The following is a 17,135-nucleotide window of genomic DNA, read 5'->3' on the forward strand; positions in this document are numbered from 1 at the left end:
CCTCAGCTTCCCGTGCGGGCCGGAACGTCGTCCGGGTTGAAGTTGTCCTGCGTCCGCCGCGTGTCGAACGGCTGCGTGGTCGTCGCGTACGGCTGCTCACCGATCGCGGACAGCGCGTCCTGGGTGGACTTGCCGCTCTGCTTGGCCGCCAGGAACTGGTCGTACTTCTCCGGCGAGACCACCCGCAGCTCGAAGTTCATGAACGCGTGGTAGCTGCCGCACAGTTCGGCGCAACGCCCGACGTAGGCACCCTCGGCGTCCAGGCTCGAAACCTCGAACACGTTGCGGATCTTGCCCGGCATGACGTCCCGCTTGAAGAGCAGCTCCGGCACCCAGAACGAGTGGATGACGTCGCGGCTGGTCTCCTCGAACCGGATGGACCGGTTGGTCGGCAGCACCAGCACCGGGATGACCTCGCTGGTGCCGAGCGTCGACGCGGTGGTGGTGGCTTCCGTACCCTGGCCGTCCCGGTAGTTGAACTGCCAGTTCCACTTGAACGCGACGACCTCGACGGTGACGTCCGGGTTCTTCGACAACTTGTCGACGTCGGTCTGCACGATCGCCGTGTAGTAGAAGAGCACGGAGACGATCAGGATCGGCGCGATGGTGTAGAGGAACTCCATCGGCATGTTGTAGCGGGTCTGCACCGGCAGCGCGTTGCCACGCTTGCGGTACCGCACGACGCACCAGAAGATCAGGCCCCACACGAAGACGCCGACCGCGAGCGCGGCGATGCAGGAGGCGATCCACAGGTCGTACATCCGCTTGGACTCCGGCGAGATGCCGCCCTGCGGCCAGCCGAAGCCGTGGAACGTCTGACCCACGTCACAGCCCGTGAGCAGAACCAGCAACGCCACGCCACCGAGACCGAGCCCAGCCAGGCGACCAGCACCACGCCCCCGGCGTCCACCAACCCCTGGGGAAGCGCTGTGCCGTACGGCCGACGGCCGTACCTCCGAACTCCTTGCGACCACCTGGTCCTGCCTCCCTAGCGCGCCGCGGTGCGTCTTTCCTCAGCACCCGCGGCAAAGGCGTCACCGACGGTCGCAGATTACTCGACCATGACGGACTCGGCCGTGGTGGGGTCACTGTCCGACCCCCATCGGGGGGATCCTAGGCATACCGCCGCGATAGCCTCTTGGTCTGTGAGCGCGAGGAGTGAGCCGGGGTTGCGAGCCCCGCGGCCGCGAACGAAGGCAGGTCTGTGAGCGCACCTCCGGTCTACCTGGACGCAGCGACCGCCGCGCCGATGCATCCGGTCGCGCGGCAGGCTCTGCTGGCCGCGCTCGACGACGGCTGGGCCGACCCGGGCAAGCTGTACACGCAGGCCCGCCGGGCCCGGCAACTGCTCGACGCCGCCCGCGAGGCCACCGCGCTGACGCTCGGCGTCCGCGCCGATGAGGTCTCCTTCACCCCCAGCGGTACGACCGCAGCCCACGGCGCGGTGCTCGGCGGTCTGGCGGGGCGGCGCCGGTTCGGGTCGACGCTGGTGCACTCGGCGATCGAGCACTCGGCGGTGCTGCACGCCGCGGAACGGCACGTCGGCGCGGGCGGGACGGCCGCCGCGGTGCCGGTCGACCGGTTGGGCCGGCTGGACCTGACCGCGTGGTCGACCGCCGTTCGGGCCCCGGGGGTCGCACTGGCCGCGTTGATCACCGCCAGTCACGAGGTGGGGACGGTGCAGCCGGTCGCCGAGGCGGCGGCGGCCTGCGCCGACGTGGGTGTGCCGCTGTACGTGGACGCGGCGCAGTCGGTGGGCCGGGTGCCCCTGCCGGCCGGCTGGTCGGTGCTCACGGCGAGCGCCCACAAGTGGGGCGGGCCACCCGGAGTGGGGTTGCTGGCGGTCCGGAAGGGCACTCGCTGGGAGTCACCCTGGCCGGCCGACGAGCGGGAGAGCGGACGTACCCCCGGGGTGGTGAACCTGCCCGCGGTCGTGGCGGCGGCGGCGAGCCTGCGCGCGGCGGCGGCCGACGCGGCGGCCGAGGCGGCCCGGTTGGCCGACCTGGTGGACCGGGTCCGGGAGCGGGTAGCGACGGAGGTGCCCGACGTGGAGGTGGTCGGCGACCCGGTGCTCCGGCTCCCCCACCTGGTCACCTTCTCCTGCCTGTACGTCGACGGGGAGGCGTTGCTGCACGCCCTGGACCGGCGGGGCTTCGCCGTGTCGTCCGGCTCGTCCTGCACCTCGTCCACGTTACGTCCGTCGCACGTGCTGGAGGCGATGGGGGTGCTCTCGCACGGCAACGTGCGGGTCAGCCTGCACCGGGAGACGACCGAGGCGGACGTGGAGCGGTTCCTGACCGAGCTGCCGGGGATCGTCGCCGGGCTGCGCGCCGAGGCCGGGGTGGTGGGGCTGTGACGATGCCGGACGAGGTGATCGACTGCCGGGGGCAACGCTGCCCGCTGCCGGTGATCGCGGCGGCGCGACGGATGCCCGAGGTGCCGGTCGGCACTGTGGTCCGGGTGCTGGCCGACGACCCGGCGGCGGCGGTCGACATCCCCGCCTGGTGCCGGATGCGCGGCCAGGAGTTCCTAGGGTCCGTCAACGGCCCGAACGGCCCCGCCTACGACGTACGCCGCACCCACTAACCCCAACCCTGCCCCGCTCCCCGGCCACCCCCGCGATCTTGCAGTTTCTGCGTGGACAAAGGGGTGCAGAAGCCGCGATACGGCGACAGAAAGTGCAAGATCGCCGGGGGTGGGGGTGAGGGCTACGCCGGGAGGAGGTGGGGGCGGACCTCTTCCGCCGCGGTGTCGCCGTAGGACTCGGCGAGCCGCTTGACGAACAGGTCGCGACGGACGTCGTACTCCTGGGTGCCGACGGTCTCCAGGACCAGCGTGGCCAGCAACGAGCCGACCTGGGCGGCGCGTTCCAGGCCGAGACCCCAGGAGAGCGCGGTGAAGAAGCCGGCCCGGAAGCCGTCGCCGACACCGGTCGGATCGACCGCGCGGATCTCCCGCGCGATCGGTACGTGGATCGGGTCGATGCCGCGCCCGGCGATCTCCACGCCGTGCTTGCCCAACGTGGTGACCCGCACCTTGACCAGGTCCAGCAGTTGGTCGTCGCTGAGCTGCGCCTTGCTCTGCAGCAGCGACTTCTCGTAGTCGTTGGTCATCAGGTACTCGGCGCCTTCGATCAGCGCCACCACGTCCTCGCCGGGCATCCGGGCGAGCTGCTGGGACGGGTCGGCGGCGAAGGCGTACCCGCGGGTGCGGCACTCGGCCGAGTGCCGCAGCATCGCCTCGGGGTCGTTCGCGCCGACCAGCACCAGGTCCAGGCCGCCGAGCCGGTCGGCGACCGGGGCCAGCTCGATGTTGCGGGCCTCGCTCATCGCACCGGCGTAGAACGACGCGATCTGGCACATGTCGGTGTCGGTGGTGCAGACGAAGCGGGCGGTGTGCGCCACCTCGCTGATGTGCACCGAGTCGCAGTCCACGCCGTGGCGCTCGAGCCAGGAGCGGTAGTCGGCGAAGTCGGCGCCGACCGCGCCGAGCAGCACCGGGCGCAGCCCGAGCTGACCCATCCCGAAGGAGATGTTCGCCGCCACGCCGCCGCGGCGGAGCACCAGGTCGTCCACCAGGAAGGAGAGGGACACCTTGTGCAGTTGATCGGCGATGAGCTGGTCGGCGAAGCGGCCGGGGAAGCTCATCAGGTGATCGGTGGCGATCGAGCCGGTGACGGCGATCTTCATGTCAACCCTCGGGGTCGGGAGCAGGGCGCGGGTCAGCCTACCGGGACGGCAACGCGATGGTCACCGCTCGGTCGGACTACGGCAACCAGCCCGCCACCGCCCCCTTCGGGACCGCTCCCGGACCGGTGCGACCGCCGACCGGTACGGCGATGGGGCCGTCCCGAAGAACGGCCCCATCGTCGCTGGTGTGTGGTGTGACTCAGTTGAACGAGTCACCGCAGGCGCAGGAGCTGCCCGCGTTGGGGTTGTCGATGGTGAAGCCCTGGGCGTCGATCCGGTCGGCGAAGTCGATCGTCGCGCCGGAAAGGTACGGGGCGCTCATCCGGTCGACGACGACCTCGACACCACCGAAGTCGGTCACGACGTCACCGTCGAGCGAACGCTCGTCGAAGAAGAGCTGGTACCGCAGGCCGGAGCAGCCGCCCGGCTGCACGGCGACGCGGAGCCGCAGGTCGTCGCGGCCCTCCTGCTCGATCAGGGCCTTGACCTTCTGCGCCGCGACGTCGGTGAGGACGACGGAAGTAGGGGCCTTGGCCTCGGTCGACTCGGTCTGCGCTGGCGTGGTCACGTGGAAGTCTCCCTGCGCGGTTTGGGTCCGGACGCACTGGCCAACGTCGCGCGTCGTCCAGTGATTCCCGGTTGTGGTCCTCAGCCGATCGTACGCCGCCTCGGCCGGGCTCACCCGCGTGGCGTGACCCCCGCCGCAGGTAGGCCCTCGGTCGGGGCGGGCGCACGGGCGCTCGGGACGCTCAGCGGCTCCACTGCCGGGCCAGTCGGGCGCCCAGCTCGCGCAGCCCCTCCGCGGGCCGGCTCAGCGCCGCGTCGAGCCCGCCGCCCTCCTCGCCGCCGAAGTGCTCCACCAGGCTGTACGCGTCGGTCACCCCGGCCGACGCGGCCTCCCGCCGGCCGGTGCTCACCTGCCCGGCCACCACCACGCAGGGAACTCCCCGGTCACGGGCGGCGCCGGCCACCCCGGCGACGACCTTGCCGCGCAGCGACTGGTGGTCGAACGACCCCTCACCGGTGATCACCAGGTCGGCGGTGTCCAGCGCGGTGTCGAGTCGGGTGGCCCGGGTGACCAGACCGATCCCCGACTCGCAGTCGCCGCCCAGGGCGAGCAGCGCCGCGCCGATGCCACCGGCGGCCCCGCCCCCGGGCAGCGAGCCGAGCCCCGCCGGGCAGCCGGCCAGATCCCGTTCCAGCACCGCCGCGAACCGCTCCAGGGCGGCGTCGAGCAGCAGAACGTCGGCCCGGTCGGCGCCCTTCTGCGGGCCGAACACGTTGCTGGCGCCGTGCAGGCCGAGCAGGGGGTTGTCCACGTCGGTGGCCGCGACCAGCCGGACGCCGCGCAGCCGGGCCGCGCCGTCCAGCGCGTCGACCGCGGCGAGCGCCGCCCCGCCGTACGGCAGCGCGGCGCCGCCCTGGTCGAGGGGGGTCACGCCCAGCGCGGCGAGCATTCCGGCGCCGCCGTCGTTGGTGCCGGAGCCGCCCAGCCCGATCACCACAGCGCGGGCACCGCTCTCCACAGCGGCGGCCACCAACAGACCCAGCCCGTACGAGGTGGTGGTCTTCGGGTCGCGCTCGGCCGCGTAGAGCAGGTGCAGGCCGCACGCCTGTGCGCTCTCCAGGTAGGCGGTCGCGCCGTCGGCGGTGAGCAGGATCTCACCGGCTGCCGGGCGGCCCAGCGGATCGACGGTCGACACCGGCACCCGCCGGCCGCCGAGGGCCTCGGCGAGCACCTCCACGAAGCCCGGTCCGCCGTCCGCGAGGGGCCGGATCAGCAGATCGTCTCCGTCGGTGACGGTGCGCCAACCGGCGGCGACGGCGGCGGCCACCTCCGGTGCGGACAGGGTGCCGGCGAACTTGTCCGGGCAGAGCAGCACGCGCATGCCGAGCAGTGTGGCAGCCCACACCGAGCGAGGCTGCGTCGCGCTCGCGCTGTGGGACCATGGGCTACGTGACTTCGACCTGGGTGGAACCCTCCAACACGGCGACGGCTCTGCTGCTGCTCGGCCGGGGCAGCGACCCCGACACCGAGCGCGGCGTCGAGTGTCCGGGCGACCTGCCGGCGCCCAGCGATCCGGATCTGGTGGCCCGTGCCACCGCCGCGAAGGCGAAGCTGGGCAGCAAGGTCTTCGTGCTGGGGCACCACTACCAGCGCGACGAGGTGATCCAGTTCGCCGACGTGACGGGCGACTCGTTCAAGCTGGCCCGGGAGGCCGCGGCCCGTCCGGACGCGGAGTACATCGTCTTCTGCGGCGTGCACTTCATGGCCGAGAGCGCCGACATCCTCACCACCGACACCCAGCGGGTGATCCTGCCGGACCTCGCGGCGGGTTGCTCGATGGCGGACATGGCCGTGCTGGGCCAGGTCGAGGCCGCCTGGGACACGCTGACCGAGTTGGGCATCGCCGGCGAGACCGTGCCGGTGACGTACATGAACTCCTCGGCCGACATCAAGGGTTTCGTGGGCCGCAACGGCGGCGTGGTCTGCACCTCGTCCAACGCCAAGCGCGCCCTGGACTGGGCCTTCGAGCAGGGGTCGAAGGTGCTCTTCCTGCCGGATCAGCACCTGGGCCGCAACACCGCGGTGCTGGAGATGGGCCTGTCGCTGGACGACTGCGTGCTCTACGACCCGCACAAGCCCGGTGGCGGGCTCACGCCGGAGCAGTTGCGCGACGCCAAGATGATCCTGTGGCGGGGGCACTGCTCGGTGCACGGCCGGTTCACCCTGGAGAGCGTCAACGACGTACGGGAGCGGGTGCCCGGGGTCAACGTCCTGGTCCACCCGGAGTGCCGGCACGAGGTGGTCACGGCCTCCGACTACGTCGGGTCCACCGAATACATCATCAAGACCATCGAGGCGGCTCCGGCCGGCTCGGCGTGGGCGCTCGGCACCGAGCTGAACCTGGTCCGCCGGCTCGCGCTGGCGCACCCGGACAAGCAGATCATGTTCCTGGACAAGGCCGTCTGCTACTGCTCGACGATGAACCGGATCGATCTGCCGCACCTGGTCTGGGCCCTGGAGGAGCTGGTCGCGGGCCGGGTCGTCAACCAGATCACTGTCGACACCGACACCGCGCACCACGCCCGGGTGGCGCTTGATCAGATGCTCGCGTTGCCCGGCGCGGACACTCCGCCGCCGACGGTGCCCTGATCACGATCCGTAGCGCTCTTGGTACGCAAAAGTGCCGGATCACCGATTAATGCCACACACGCCGATGTGACCGAGTCCTTTTTCGTCACCGAGGGCTATGCTGCCCAAGCGACGACACACGCGGGCCGTTTCGACATGGCCGCATCCGGGGTAGCGACAACGTTCAGGCGCCCCACCATCAACACGGCAGCACCGACGCGCTGGAGGTTGCGTTGACCGACGACGTCCTGGTTGTGCACGGAGGTACTCCGCTCGAAGGGCGGATCCGCGTGCGCGGCGCGAAGAACCTGGTATCGAAGGCGATGGTCGCCGCGTTGCTCGGCGACAGCCCGAGCCGGCTGTTCGACGTGCCCAAGATCCGCGATGTCGAGGTGGTGCGAGGTCTGCTCGGCCTGCACGGCGTCAAGGTCACCGACGGCACCGAGGACGGCGAGCTCGTCTTCGACCCGGCGAACGTGGAGAGCGCCAGCACCGACCAGATCAACGTGCACGCCGGTTCCAGCCGGATCCCGATCCTGTTCTGCGGCCCGCTGCTGCACCGCCTCGGGCACGCGTTCATCCCGGATCTGGGTGGCTGCCACATCGGCCCGCGCCCGATCGACTTCCACCTCCAGGCGCTGCGCGAGTTCGGCGCCACTGTCGAAAAGCGGCCCGAGGGTCTGCACCTGTCCGCGCCGAACGGGCTGCACGGCACCAAGTTCGCGCTGCCGTACCCGAGCGTCGGCGCCACCGAGCAGGTGCTGCTGACCGCTGTGATGGCCGAGGGCGTCACCGAGCTGCGCAACGCCGCTGTGGAGCCGGAGATCATCGACCTGATCTGCATCCTGCAGAAGATGGGCGCGATCATCAAGGTCCACACCGACCGGGTGATCGAGATTCAGGGCGTGCCCAAGCTGCACGGCTACACCCACCGGCCGATCCCGGACCGGATCGAGGCGGCGAGCTGGGCGGCCGCCGCCCTGGCGACCCGTGGTCACGTCGAGGTGCTGGGCGCGCAGCAGGCCGACATGATGACCTTCCTGAACATCTTCCGATCGGTCGGCGGCGAGTACGAGGTCACCGACGCCCGCGCGCCGAAGCTGGGCGACCCCGGTCAAGAGGGCGGCATCCGCTTCTGGCACCCGGGTGGCGAGCTGAACGCTGTGGCGCTGGAGACCGACGTGCACCCCGGCTTCATGACCGACTGGCAGCAGCCGCTGGTCGTGGCGCTGACCCAGGCCCGCGGCCTGTCGATCGTCCACGAGACGGTCTACGAGCAGCGGCTGGGCTACACCGAGGCCCTCAACTCGATGGGCGCCAACATCCAGGTCTACCGGGACTGCCTCGGCGGCACCCCGTGCCGCTTCGGCCGGCGTAACTTCAAGCACTCCGCAGTGATCGCCGGGCCGAGCAAGCTGCACGCCGCCGACCTGGTCATCCCGGACCTGCGGGCCGGGTTCAGCCACCTGATCGCGGCACTCGCGGCCGAGGGCACCTCCCGGGTGTACGGCGTGGACCTGATCAACCGGGGCTACGAGGACTTCGAGGCGAAGCTCGCCGACCTGGGCGCGCACGCCGAGCGTCCGTAACCTCGGTCACCATCGTTCGGATACGACGGCTCCGGGTCGCGCTGCGACCTGGAGCCGTCGGCCGTTGTACCGCGATGTGCACCGGGCGCGGACCGTTGGCTACCCTTGCCGCGTGCCGTCGCTCTTTCGCCGCAAGTCCACCGACCTCGTCGACGAGGCCGTCACCTCGGTGACCCCCGAGGAGACCGCTGAGCGGTCCCGGGGTTACACCCCGGCCAAGGGTCGGGAGACGCCCAAGCGGCCGACCGTCGGCCGTCGCCCGGCCGGCCCCACGCGTCCCCTCACCAAGGAGGAGGAGCGGGAGCGTCGCCGTCAACTGCGCGCCGAGGCGGCGTCGGAGTTCCGCCGCGAGGGTGGCCCCCGCGACCGCGGCCCGGAGCGGCTGCTGGCCCGCAACGTGGTCGACTCCCGGCGTACCGTCGGCACCTGGTTCTTCGGCGGCGCGCTGATCGTGCTGGTCGGGTCGAACGCGGCAATGCCGCCGCTGGTCCGGCTGATCTCCAACGTGCTCTGGGGCGCGCTGGCGCTGGGTGTGGTCGTCGACTCGGTGCTGATCTGCCGCAAGATCAGCAAGTTGGTCCGGGAGCGCTTCCCGAAGACCGACCAGCGGATGGGCTCGCTCTTCCTCTACGCGGTCATGCGGTCGATCACCTTCCGGCGGATGCGCGCTCCGGCGCCCCAGGTCAAGCTGGGCGACAAGGTCTGACCCCCGGGCTCCGGCTCCCGCACCTCCAAGATCCGCGCAACATCAGCGAAACTGCTGCCTCAGGCATCTCCGAGGCAGCAGTTTCGCCGTAACTGCGCGGATCTTGTCGTGCGTTCAGCATGCTGAACCGGTCGTTGTTCGACAGACCGAACGTTTGACCAATGGAGCAAAGGCATGCCTTCGGAACCTGCTGCCCCCCTGGCCACCATCGCCGCCGCCCTGCGCCGGGAGCGGGATCGGGTCGGCATCTCGCTGACCGAGCTGGCCCGCCGGGCGGGGGTGGCCAAGTCCACCCTCTCTCAACTGGAGTCGGGCACCGGAAACCCGAGCGTGGAGACGCTCTGGGCGCTGGGCGTCGCGCTCGGTGTGCCGTTCAGCCGGCTGGTGGAACCCGTCGACGACGGCGTACGGGTCGTCCGGGCCGGGGACGGGCCGCACGTCCGCTCGGAGCAGGCCGACTTCAGCGGAACGCTGCTCAGCGCCGGTGCGGCGCACCTGCGCCGGGACGTCTACCTGATCAGGCTCGAACCCGGCGCGGTCCGAGCCGGGCAGGGACACACCCCGCGCAGTATCGAGCACGTGGTGGTCGCCGCCGGCCGGCTGCGGGTGGGGCCCGAGGCGGCACCGGTCGAACTCGACCCCGGCGACTACGCCACGTTCCCCGGCGACGCCCCGCACCGTTACGAGGCGCTCGCTCCCGGTACGTTCGCCGTCCTCATCATGGAACACCCCTGAACGAGGACGGCGATCCCGCCACAGCCGGGTGGTCTTCGAGTGCGGTATGGTCGGAGGCCAGATTCGCTTATAGGACCAAATGTCCGAAACCAATGGGATAACGTTTGCGCCGGTGGGCGGCACCACAGTGGCGGTGAGCGAGCCCACGCCGTTACCCTCCATCCGCAGCCACGGCCTGCCGGAGCGGCGATCTGACCGGCATGTGCGGCCCCAGCGCGACAATTTGCAACGAGGTGACAACGCGTGAGCGAGCGGACGCGAGCCGGCCACCGGGGCGTGGCAGGCGGCGACCGGACGCCCAGCGGTCACCCGGCGGCGGCTGCGGACACCTCACCCCCGTCGAGAATCGGCCCGGCGGCCGGGTGCGGCGACGGGCTCGACGGATGAACGGCCGCTACACCGACCGGTGGTCAGACCCGAACGAACCGTCCTGGGTGGTCGAGCCGACCACCGAGTGGCACCCCCAGTTCCCCGGCCAGCGTTACGCCGGCGACATCGGCATGCCGCACCAGCCGCCACCGCGCGGCCGCGCGACGGTGTCCGGTCGCGCCGAGGTGCCACCGCTGGCGCCCACCCGCCCGGACGGCACCTACCTCGGCCGGTCCTGGTCCGACGAACCACCGGCGGAACACGCACCTCAGGGCCGTTCCTGGGTGGACGACGAGCCGGGCGAGGCAGCTGCCTACGGCCGACTCCGCGGCGACGAGCGCTCGGCGGACACGCCCGCCTACGGCCGGCCCGACAACGCCGACTCCCGCCACTACGACCACGAGCCGTACCGTCGTCCGCTGCCGGAGCCACCCCGCCGCGACGACCGCCGCTCGCCCGAGTCGGACCGACGTACCGCCTGGTCCGACCGACGCCCCGCCGACGAGCGGGGGCCCGCGCGGGAGGCCGCCTGGCACCGGGACCAGCCCACCCCCGAGCGGTACGACAGCCGCCGTCCCCGGCAGGAGCCCACCGAGCGGGATCGGGGTTACCGGGGCTCTCCGCCGGTCTCCCCCGCGCCCCGGCCCGAACCTGGCTGGGTGTCGGAGCCGGACGACACACCACGTCGGCGCGGCACACCGGAACGACCGGCCGCCGGTTACGAACGGCACACCGGCGACGGGTACGGCGTCCGACCCACCCGCGACCCTGACGGTCGCATCGCCGACGCGGTCGACCCGTGGGCACCCGTGGACGGCCGCACGCGATACCGCGCCGACGGGTACCCGGACCGGGCCGCCGACGACCTGCGCCGCCCGGAGCCGCGTTACCGCGCGGACGAGGGGAACGGCGCAGCGCCCTCACCCAACGGTGGACGGCGGCGTCGCCCCGAGGCGGACCTGCCCGACCAGCCGCGCCTCGACGACGACCGGCGGCGGCCCGACACCGAGCCGCACCGGCAGCAGCCCCGTGAGGCGGCGGCCCGCGCCGAGGCGTACCCGGACCGGCGACCCCGCGAGCAGACCCGCCCGGACACCTACCGCGACAACGGGTACCGCGAGGACGCGCCTCGTGAGGACGCCTACCGCGAGCCCCGGCCACAGCCGGGCCAACGGTCGGACGGCAGTCTGCCCTGGCCAGCACCGGGTCCGGTGCGCCAGGACCGCAGCCCGGACCGCACCCGGGAGCCCGGCCACCGCACCGATCCGCACCGCACCACGGACCCGCACCGCACCACCGACCCGCACCGCACCGACCCACACGGCAGCCCCGACCCGCACCGCCCGACCGAGCCGCATCGCAGCACGGACCCGCACCGCAGCCCCGACCCGTACCGCAGCGCCGAGCCGGGCATCGCGTCGCGGCCGGCCGCCCGGCCCGACCGGCCGGCGGCCACGCCGTCCCGGCCAGACGAGCGCCCGGCGGCCACTCCGGCACGGTACGACGAGCGACAGGTACGTCCGGCCGCGACGGCGCCGCCCGCCTCCGGCCGTGCCATGCCGGTCCCACCGGTCTCCCCGGAGCGACCGGTGTCGCCAGCACCCGTGTCCCCCGGCTGGGACCGACCGGTGTCATCCGCCCCGGCCGCCCCGGAGCGACCGGTGTCGCCGGCACCCGACTCCCCCGGCTGGGACCGACCGGTGTCGCCAGCACCCGTCTCCCCCGGCTGGGACCGGCCGGTGTCGGCCGCCCCCGTCTCCCCCGCCTCCGACCGGCCCGTCTCCGGGCCACCCGCCGCGCGCCTGCGGCTGGAGTACCTGCCCGCGCCGGTGGACCCGCCCGGCGCCGACGAACGCTCGGATGCCCCGCCAGCATCGGGCCGCCGGTCGCTGGCCGAACCGCCACCGGCGTCCGGCGCGCATCCCGCCCCGCCGCGTTACCCCGGCCCGGACACCAGGGACCGTCCGGCGGACCAACGGCGCGGCGAGGAGCCGGACCCGGACCGCCGTAGGGTCGGCGACCCGTTGGCCGGCACCCCACCGACCGACCGCCGCCCGACCTCCCCCGACCGCTCGCCCCCGGCGGAGCGGCCGCACCCCGCCGATCGCCCGGCCGCGCAGCAGCGCCCGTACTCGCCGGAGCGACTGGCCCCGACGGCGGACGCGCGCCCGTCGGTGGCCCCGCCACCCACCTGGCAGGCACCGCCGCCACCGGCGACCCGTCCCGACCCGACCCCGGCCGACCCGACCCCGGAGGTTCCGGCTCCGGCGGCCCCGCAGCCACCGGCGGCGGAAGTCGCGCCGGCGCTCCCGCCGGCCCCCGGTACGCCGCGCCGCTACGTACCCCCAGCGCCCTCGGAAGAGCCGGTGGCGGCCGTTCACGAGCCGGACGACGTTCCGGGCACCCGCGGGCCGGAGGCGTGGTTCAGCCCCGCTCAGCCCGCCGAATCCGACCAGGCCGAGCCGGCGACGGACCAGCGGTCGTTCGACCCGGTCGACGACGAGTCGACGGTCGGCGACCCCGACCTCTCCGCGACACCGGTCGCACCGGACGCGCAGACGTCGACGGCCGACATCCACCTCGACGTGGCCGACGGGCACACCAGCGGGTCGACACCAGACGAGGCGTTCGACCCGGTCTCCGGGCCGCCCGCCCACCCCGTCTCCGGTGCCCCTCGGCTCTGGGCGGACGACCTGGACGACGACCCGCAGCCCGCTTTCGACACGGGAGCGCTGGACGGCGACCAGCCCGTCTCCGGCGCACCTGTCGTCGCGATGCCCCACCAGCGGACCGAAGCCGACCTCGAAGCCGAGGGCGAGGCCGACCAGCAGCCAGTCGCCGATTCGCCCGGCGAGGACACCGATCCGGTCGAGTACGACCCGACGGACGAACTCACGCCGCCCGACGAGCCGACGGACGCGATCGACGATGCGAGCGCGGGCCCGCCGGACGGCTCGCGATTCGACGACTGGCGGGACGACGCGGCGCAGCACGTCACGGCTGCGGACGACACGAGCCGGCCCGTCTCGGCACCGCCGGTCCCGGTCACGCCGGTCTCCGCACCTCCGGCACCGCCGGTATCCGCCCCGCCCGCAGCCCCCGTCTCCGCGCCGCCAGCATCCGCCGCGGCGCCCGTCTCCACACCGCCAGCGCCGACCGCAGCCCCGGTGTCCGCACCGCCCGCGTCAGCGCAGCCGTACTCCGTAGCGCCCGTCTCCGCGCCGCCAGCCGCCACGCCCATGACCGCACCGCCGGCCTCGACCCCGCCGCCCGCCGCAGCGCCCGTCTCCGGGCCGCCGGCTTCGGTGGTGCCGACGTCCGGGCCACCCGCCTCCGCTGTACCCGGCCCGAGGAGCGGCTCGGACGGGGAGAACGAGCCGGTGTCCGCGCCACCACCCGACGACGCACCGCCGGTGGTGACCCGCCCGTCGCTGGCCGACCCGGGCGACCCGGAGCAGGTGCTGGCCGCGTACCGGTGGCGGTTGGACCCGGTCACCCTGCGCGAGGAGCTGACGGAGCCGGACGACCTGCGGGCCATTCGGCGGCGGCTGACCGAGAAGTTGGGCTCGGCGGTCGACAACCGTGCCCGCGCCCGGCTGCTCAGCCTGCGGGCGGTGGCCTCGCGGATTCTCGGCGACCTGGACGACGCGCTGGCCGACGGTCGGCTCGCCCTCACCTACGCAGAGGCCACCGGCGAGCTGCGCCGGACCGCGCTGGCCCAGGCCCGGCTGGCCCACGTGCTGCGCTGGCGCGGCGACTTCGCCGAGGCCGACCAGCTCTTCGCCCAGGCCAACTCGGTCGAGTTGCCCGACCGGCTGCGGGCCGCGCTGCACGAGCACGCCGGACGGTCGTGTTACGACCAGGGGCGGCTCATGGAGGCCTGCGAGCACTTCGAGAAGGCGCTCGACCTGCGCGGCGCGGGCGACGCCGAACTGCTGGACCGGGTCCGGGTGGCCCTCGACGCGGTCACCGTCCGGGCCGAGGCGGATGGCTTCGGGGCGTACCCCCGGGGTCGGGACGAGGTGCTCGACCGGGACCGACCCCCGTTGCCGGACCGGGACGGGTCGCTGTGGGGTTACACCAGCCAGGACGGCGACGTGGTCGTCCCCGCCCGGTACGCCGAGGCGCAGCCCTTCCACGACGGGTTGGCCTGGGTCCGCCGGCCGGACACCGACCGCTGGTCGCTGATCAACCTGCTCGGTACGACGGTGATCCCGCCGTCCTTCCGGGCCGCACAGCCGTTCAGCGACGGCCTGGCCTGGGTGGTCGGCGAGGGTGGTTGGACGGCGATCGACGCGACCGGGGCAGTGCAGGTCGCGCCCAACTTCGCCGAGGTACGACCGTTCCGGCGTGGGCTGGCCGCGGTACGGCGCGAGGGGTGGGGGGCGGTCGACCGGACCGGTCGGGTCATCGTGCCCACCCGCTACCACGGCTTCGTCACCGAGTTGGCCGATGGCCAGCAGATCGACGGTTTCACCGACGAGGGGCTCGCCGTGGTCGACGTCGGGGGTCGGCGGGGCGTGGTGGACCGCACCGGCACGGTGCTGGTCCCGCCGGCGCACCGGATGCTGGTCGTCCACCCGGTGGCGTTCCTGATCGAGAGCGACAACGGGCGGTGGGGCGCGCTGGACCGGCGCGGCGTGCCGCTCATCGATCCGGTGCACCGCGATCGCACCGAGGTGCTGGAGGACATCGACCGGCTACTCACCGACGCCAACCCGGTGCTCTGAGTCACCGGTCGCCGGTGTTGATCCACTGGAGCTAGGGTCGGTGCATGGAATTCCGACACCTGGGCCGTTCCGGCCTGATGGTCAGCGAGATCTCGTACGGCAACTGGATCACCCACGGTTCGCAGGTCGAGGAGGACGCGGCGTTCGCCTGCGTCCGGGCCGCCCTCGATGCGGGGATCACGACCTTCGACACCGCCGACGTGTACGCCGGCACGCGCGCCGAGGACGTGCTCGGCCGGGCGCTGCAGAACGAGCGCCGCGAGGGCCTGGAGATCTTCACCAAGGTCTACTGGCCGACCGGGCCCGGCCGCAACGACCGTGGCCTGTCCCGCAAGCACATCATGGAGTCGATCAACGGCTCGCTGCGCCGGCTGCGTACCGACTACGTGGACCTCTACCAGGCCCACCGGTACGACTACAGCACGCCACTGGAAGAGACGATGGAGGCGTTCGCCGACGTCGTGCACTCCGGCAAGGCGCACTACATCGGGGTCTCCGAGTGGACCGCCGAGCAGCTGCGCGCCGCGCACCCGCTCGCCCGGGAGCTGCACATCCCGCTGGTCTCCAACCAACCTCAGTATTCGATGCTCTGGCGGGTCATCGAGACCGAGGTCGTACCGGCCAGCGAGGAGCTGGGCATCGGGCAGATCGTCTGGTCGCCGATGGCCCAGGGTGTGCTCTCCGGCAAGTACCTGCCGGGCCAGCCGCCGCCGGCCGGTTCCCGGGCCACCGACGAGAAGTCGGGCGCGGGCTTCATCTCCCGGTTCATGAACGACGACGTGCTCACCCGGGTCCAGCAGCTCAAGCCCCTCGCGGAGCAGGCCGGGCTCACCATGGCCCAGCTCGCCGTCGCGTGGGTGTTGCAGAACCCGAACGTCTCGTCGGCGATCATCGGCGCGTCCCGCCCCGAGCAGGTGCACGACAACGTGAAGGCGGCCGGGGTGAAGCTCGACGCCGAACTGCTCAAGGCGATCGACGACATCATCGAGCCGATCACCGAGCGGGACGCGGCGAAGACCGAGTCCCCCGCGCAGCGTCCCTGACGTCGTTCCGGCCCGGCCGGCGCGAGAGTTTCGCGCCGACCGGGCCGGGTCAGGTCAGGTCCGTCTGGTCGCCGGGTCAGGTCAACTGCGCCCGGTCGCCGGTCACTGCCAGAAGCGGATCAGCTCCAGGCCGGTGGCGTAGAGCCACGACGGCAGACCGAGCAGGTCACCGACCGCGAAGACCGCGTCGAAGAACCAGCCGCCGATGGGCGGGTTCCACAGCAGCGCGAAGAGCAGGATGAAGCCGTACGGCGCGAACAGGTCGTACATCTTGCGCCACTGCGGGTTGAGCCACGGCTGGATCATGTTGCCGCCGTCCAGGCCGGGCACCGGCAGCAGATTCAGCACACTGGCGGTGAGCTGGAGGAAGGCGAGCAGCGCCACCCCGGCCCAGAACTCCACCGGACCATCCGACTGGGTGCCGAACCGCACCGCCGCCACCAGCACCAGCGTGAACAGCACGTTGGTCGCCGGGCCGGCGAGGCTGACCAGGGTGTGCCGCAGTCGACCCGGGATGGCGTGCCGGTCCACCCAGACCGCGCCACCCGGCAGGCCGATGCCGCCGAGCAGCACCACCACCACCGGCAGCACGATCGACAGCAACGGGTGGGTGTACTTCAACGGGTTGAGCGTCAGGTAGCCGCGATGGGCGATGTCCCGGTCGCCGGCCCGGTAGGCCACCACCGCGTGGGCGTACTCGTGCAGGCAGAGCGACACCAGCCAGCCGGACACCACGAACAGGAACACGTTGAACCGGACGCTGCCGTACCCGTTCCAGGTCAGCACCCCGCTGACCGCGAAGAGCGCGACCAGGCCGAGGAAGACCGGGCTGGGCCGGAACGCCGCCTTGGGCACGCCGAGGACCAGCCCGTCACCGCCCGGGCGGTCGTAGGCCATCACTCGGCCGTGGGCATCAGGCTCATCCGGTACTCCACCCGGTCGTCCTCCACGAGCGCGACCGAGGTGACGCCGGACGCCGCGAGCTCCCGCCAGGTCTGACCGATCCAGGATTCGGCGTCGGCCTGGCTGCCGAACGACTCCGCCGGTCCCTCGACCGTCTGACCGTCCGTGCCCTCGTACCGCCAGCTCCACGCCATGCCGCGTCTCCCCTCGCCGCTGAAGTCCCCGTGGGACGAAC

14 protein-coding genes are annotated in these 17,135 nt (G+C 72.7%); 8 read left to right on the forward strand and 6 right to left on the reverse strand.

The genetic code is table 11. From position 1 onward, the window contains the following. Positions 1–2: 2 nt before the first annotated feature. Positions 3–974 carry a cytochrome c oxidase subunit II gene (gene coxB, locus ABZ794_RS25110; RefSeq protein ID WP_210785096.1) on the reverse strand — a complete coding sequence of 324 codons (972 nt, stop codon included), beginning with the start codon at positions 972–974 and terminating at the stop codon, positions 3–5. A gap of 230 nt (positions 975–1,204) precedes the next feature. Between coxB and ABZ794_RS25115 the strand changes: the two genes are divergently transcribed. Then, positions 1,205–2,356, forward strand: coding sequence for an aminotransferase class V-fold PLP-dependent enzyme (locus ABZ794_RS25115; protein WP_357517828.1), 1,152 nt, complete (start codon positions 1,205–1,207; stop codon positions 2,354–2,356). Beyond that, positions 2,353–2,586: a sulfurtransferase TusA family protein gene (locus ABZ794_RS25120; RefSeq protein ID WP_357517830.1), complete on the forward strand. Its 234-nt coding sequence runs from the start codon at positions 2,353–2,355 to the stop codon at positions 2,584–2,586. The genes ABZ794_RS25115 and ABZ794_RS25120 overlap by 4 nt, the downstream gene beginning before the upstream one ends. A 122-nt stretch (positions 2,587–2,708) precedes the next feature. Here ABZ794_RS25120 and ABZ794_RS25125 read toward each other — a convergent pair whose 3' ends face one another. The 3 genes from ABZ794_RS25125 to ABZ794_RS25135 form a co-directional block, all read right to left on the reverse strand. Further along, positions 2,709–3,689 carry a carbohydrate kinase family protein gene (locus ABZ794_RS25125; protein ID WP_124820724.1) on the reverse strand — a complete coding sequence of 327 codons (981 nt, stop codon included), beginning with the start codon at positions 3,687–3,689 and terminating at the stop codon, positions 2,709–2,711. Positions 3,690–3,888: 199 nt separating this feature from the next. After that, on the reverse strand, positions 3,889–4,257 hold the full coding sequence (gene erpA / locus ABZ794_RS25130) for an iron-sulfur cluster insertion protein ErpA (protein ID WP_091407494.1): 369 nt from the start codon (positions 4,255–4,257) through the stop codon (positions 3,889–3,891). A 181-nt stretch (positions 4,258–4,438) separates the two neighbouring features. Further along, positions 4,439–5,578: a glycerate kinase gene (locus ABZ794_RS25135; RefSeq protein WP_357517904.1), complete on the reverse strand. Its 1,140-nt coding sequence runs from the start codon at positions 5,576–5,578 to the stop codon at positions 4,439–4,441. Positions 5,579–5,646: 68 nt separating this feature from the next. On the opposite strand from ABZ794_RS25135, the gene nadA reads away from it, so the two are divergent. The 6 genes from nadA to ABZ794_RS25165 all read left to right on the forward strand — a co-directional run bounded on the left by nadA (position 5,647) and on the right by ABZ794_RS25165 (position 15,997). Continuing rightward, positions 5,647–6,846 carry a quinolinate synthase NadA gene (gene nadA, locus ABZ794_RS25140; RefSeq protein ID WP_210785098.1) on the forward strand — a complete coding sequence of 400 codons (1,200 nt, stop codon included), beginning with the start codon at positions 5,647–5,649 and terminating at the stop codon, positions 6,844–6,846. A gap of 212 nt (positions 6,847–7,058) precedes the next feature. Then, positions 7,059–8,414: a UDP-N-acetylglucosamine 1-carboxyvinyltransferase gene (gene murA, locus ABZ794_RS25145; RefSeq protein ID WP_110564159.1), complete on the forward strand. Its 1,356-nt coding sequence runs from the start codon at positions 7,059–7,061 to the stop codon at positions 8,412–8,414. 112 nt (positions 8,415–8,526) lie between these two features. After that, a complete protein-coding gene (locus tag ABZ794_RS25150) occupies positions 8,527–9,120 on the forward strand; it encodes a DUF3043 domain-containing protein (protein WP_091407492.1) in 594 nt (197 codons plus the stop codon). A 174-nt stretch (positions 9,121–9,294) separates the two neighbouring features. After that, a complete protein-coding gene (locus tag ABZ794_RS25155) occupies positions 9,295–9,855 on the forward strand; it encodes an XRE family transcriptional regulator (protein WP_357517832.1) in 561 nt (186 codons plus the stop codon). Positions 9,856–10,238: 383 nt separating this feature from the next. After that, positions 10,239–14,954: a WG repeat-containing protein gene (locus ABZ794_RS25160; protein WP_357517834.1), complete on the forward strand. Its 4,716-nt coding sequence runs from the start codon at positions 10,239–10,241 to the stop codon at positions 14,952–14,954. A gap of 44 nt (positions 14,955–14,998) precedes the next feature. Then, the gene (locus ABZ794_RS25165; RefSeq protein WP_112589150.1) at positions 14,999–15,997 is read left to right on the forward strand and encodes an aldo/keto reductase family protein; all 999 of its coding nucleotides are present in this window, start codon (positions 14,999–15,001) and stop codon (positions 15,995–15,997) included. A gap of 102 nt (positions 15,998–16,099) precedes the next feature. Here the strand turns inward: ABZ794_RS25165 and ABZ794_RS25170 are convergent, their stop codons facing one another. Next, a complete protein-coding gene (locus ABZ794_RS25170) occupies positions 16,100–16,894 on the reverse strand; it encodes a site-2 protease family protein (RefSeq protein ID WP_357517836.1) in 795 nt (264 codons plus the stop codon). Beyond that, positions 16,894–17,094 (reverse strand): hypothetical protein, encoded by a 201-nt coding sequence (locus ABZ794_RS25175; RefSeq protein ID WP_357517837.1) that lies wholly within the window; start codon positions 17,092–17,094, stop codon positions 16,894–16,896. Before ABZ794_RS25175 ends, ABZ794_RS25170 begins: the two co-directional genes overlap by 1 nt. Between the last annotated feature and the right edge of the window lie 41 nt (positions 17,095–17,135).

It is taken from the genome of Micromonospora sp. NPDC047187, from assembly GCF_040643355.1.
In the GTDB taxonomy this organism is placed as follows: domain Bacteria; phylum Actinomycetota; class Actinomycetes; order Mycobacteriales; family Micromonosporaceae; genus Micromonospora; species Micromonospora salmantinae.

Coding starts and splice junctions, on each gene's coding strand:
- ABZ794_RS25155 (WP_357517832.1), top strand. CDS start 9,295: ATGCCTTCGGAACCTGCTGCCCCCCTGGCCACCATCGCCGCCGCCCTG.
- ABZ794_RS25175 (WP_357517837.1), bottom strand. CDS start 17,094: ATGGCGTGGAGCTGGCGGTACGAGGGCACGGACGGTCAGACGGTCGAG.
- ABZ794_RS25165 (WP_112589150.1), top strand. CDS start 14,999: ATGGAATTCCGACACCTGGGCCGTTCCGGCCTGATGGTCAGCGAGATC.
- ABZ794_RS25135 (WP_357517904.1), bottom strand. CDS start 5,578: ATGCGCGTGCTGCTCTGCCCGGACAAGTTCGCCGGCACCCTGTCCGCA.
- ABZ794_RS25170 (WP_357517836.1), bottom strand. CDS start 16,894: ATGGCCTACGACCGCCCGGGCGGTGACGGGCTGGTCCTCGGCGTGCCC.
- ABZ794_RS25125 (WP_124820724.1), bottom strand. CDS start 3,689: ATGAAGATCGCCGTCACCGGCTCGATCGCCACCGATCACCTGATGAGC.
- ABZ794_RS25160 (WP_357517834.1), top strand. CDS start 10,239: ATGAACGGCCGCTACACCGACCGGTGGTCAGACCCGAACGAACCGTCC.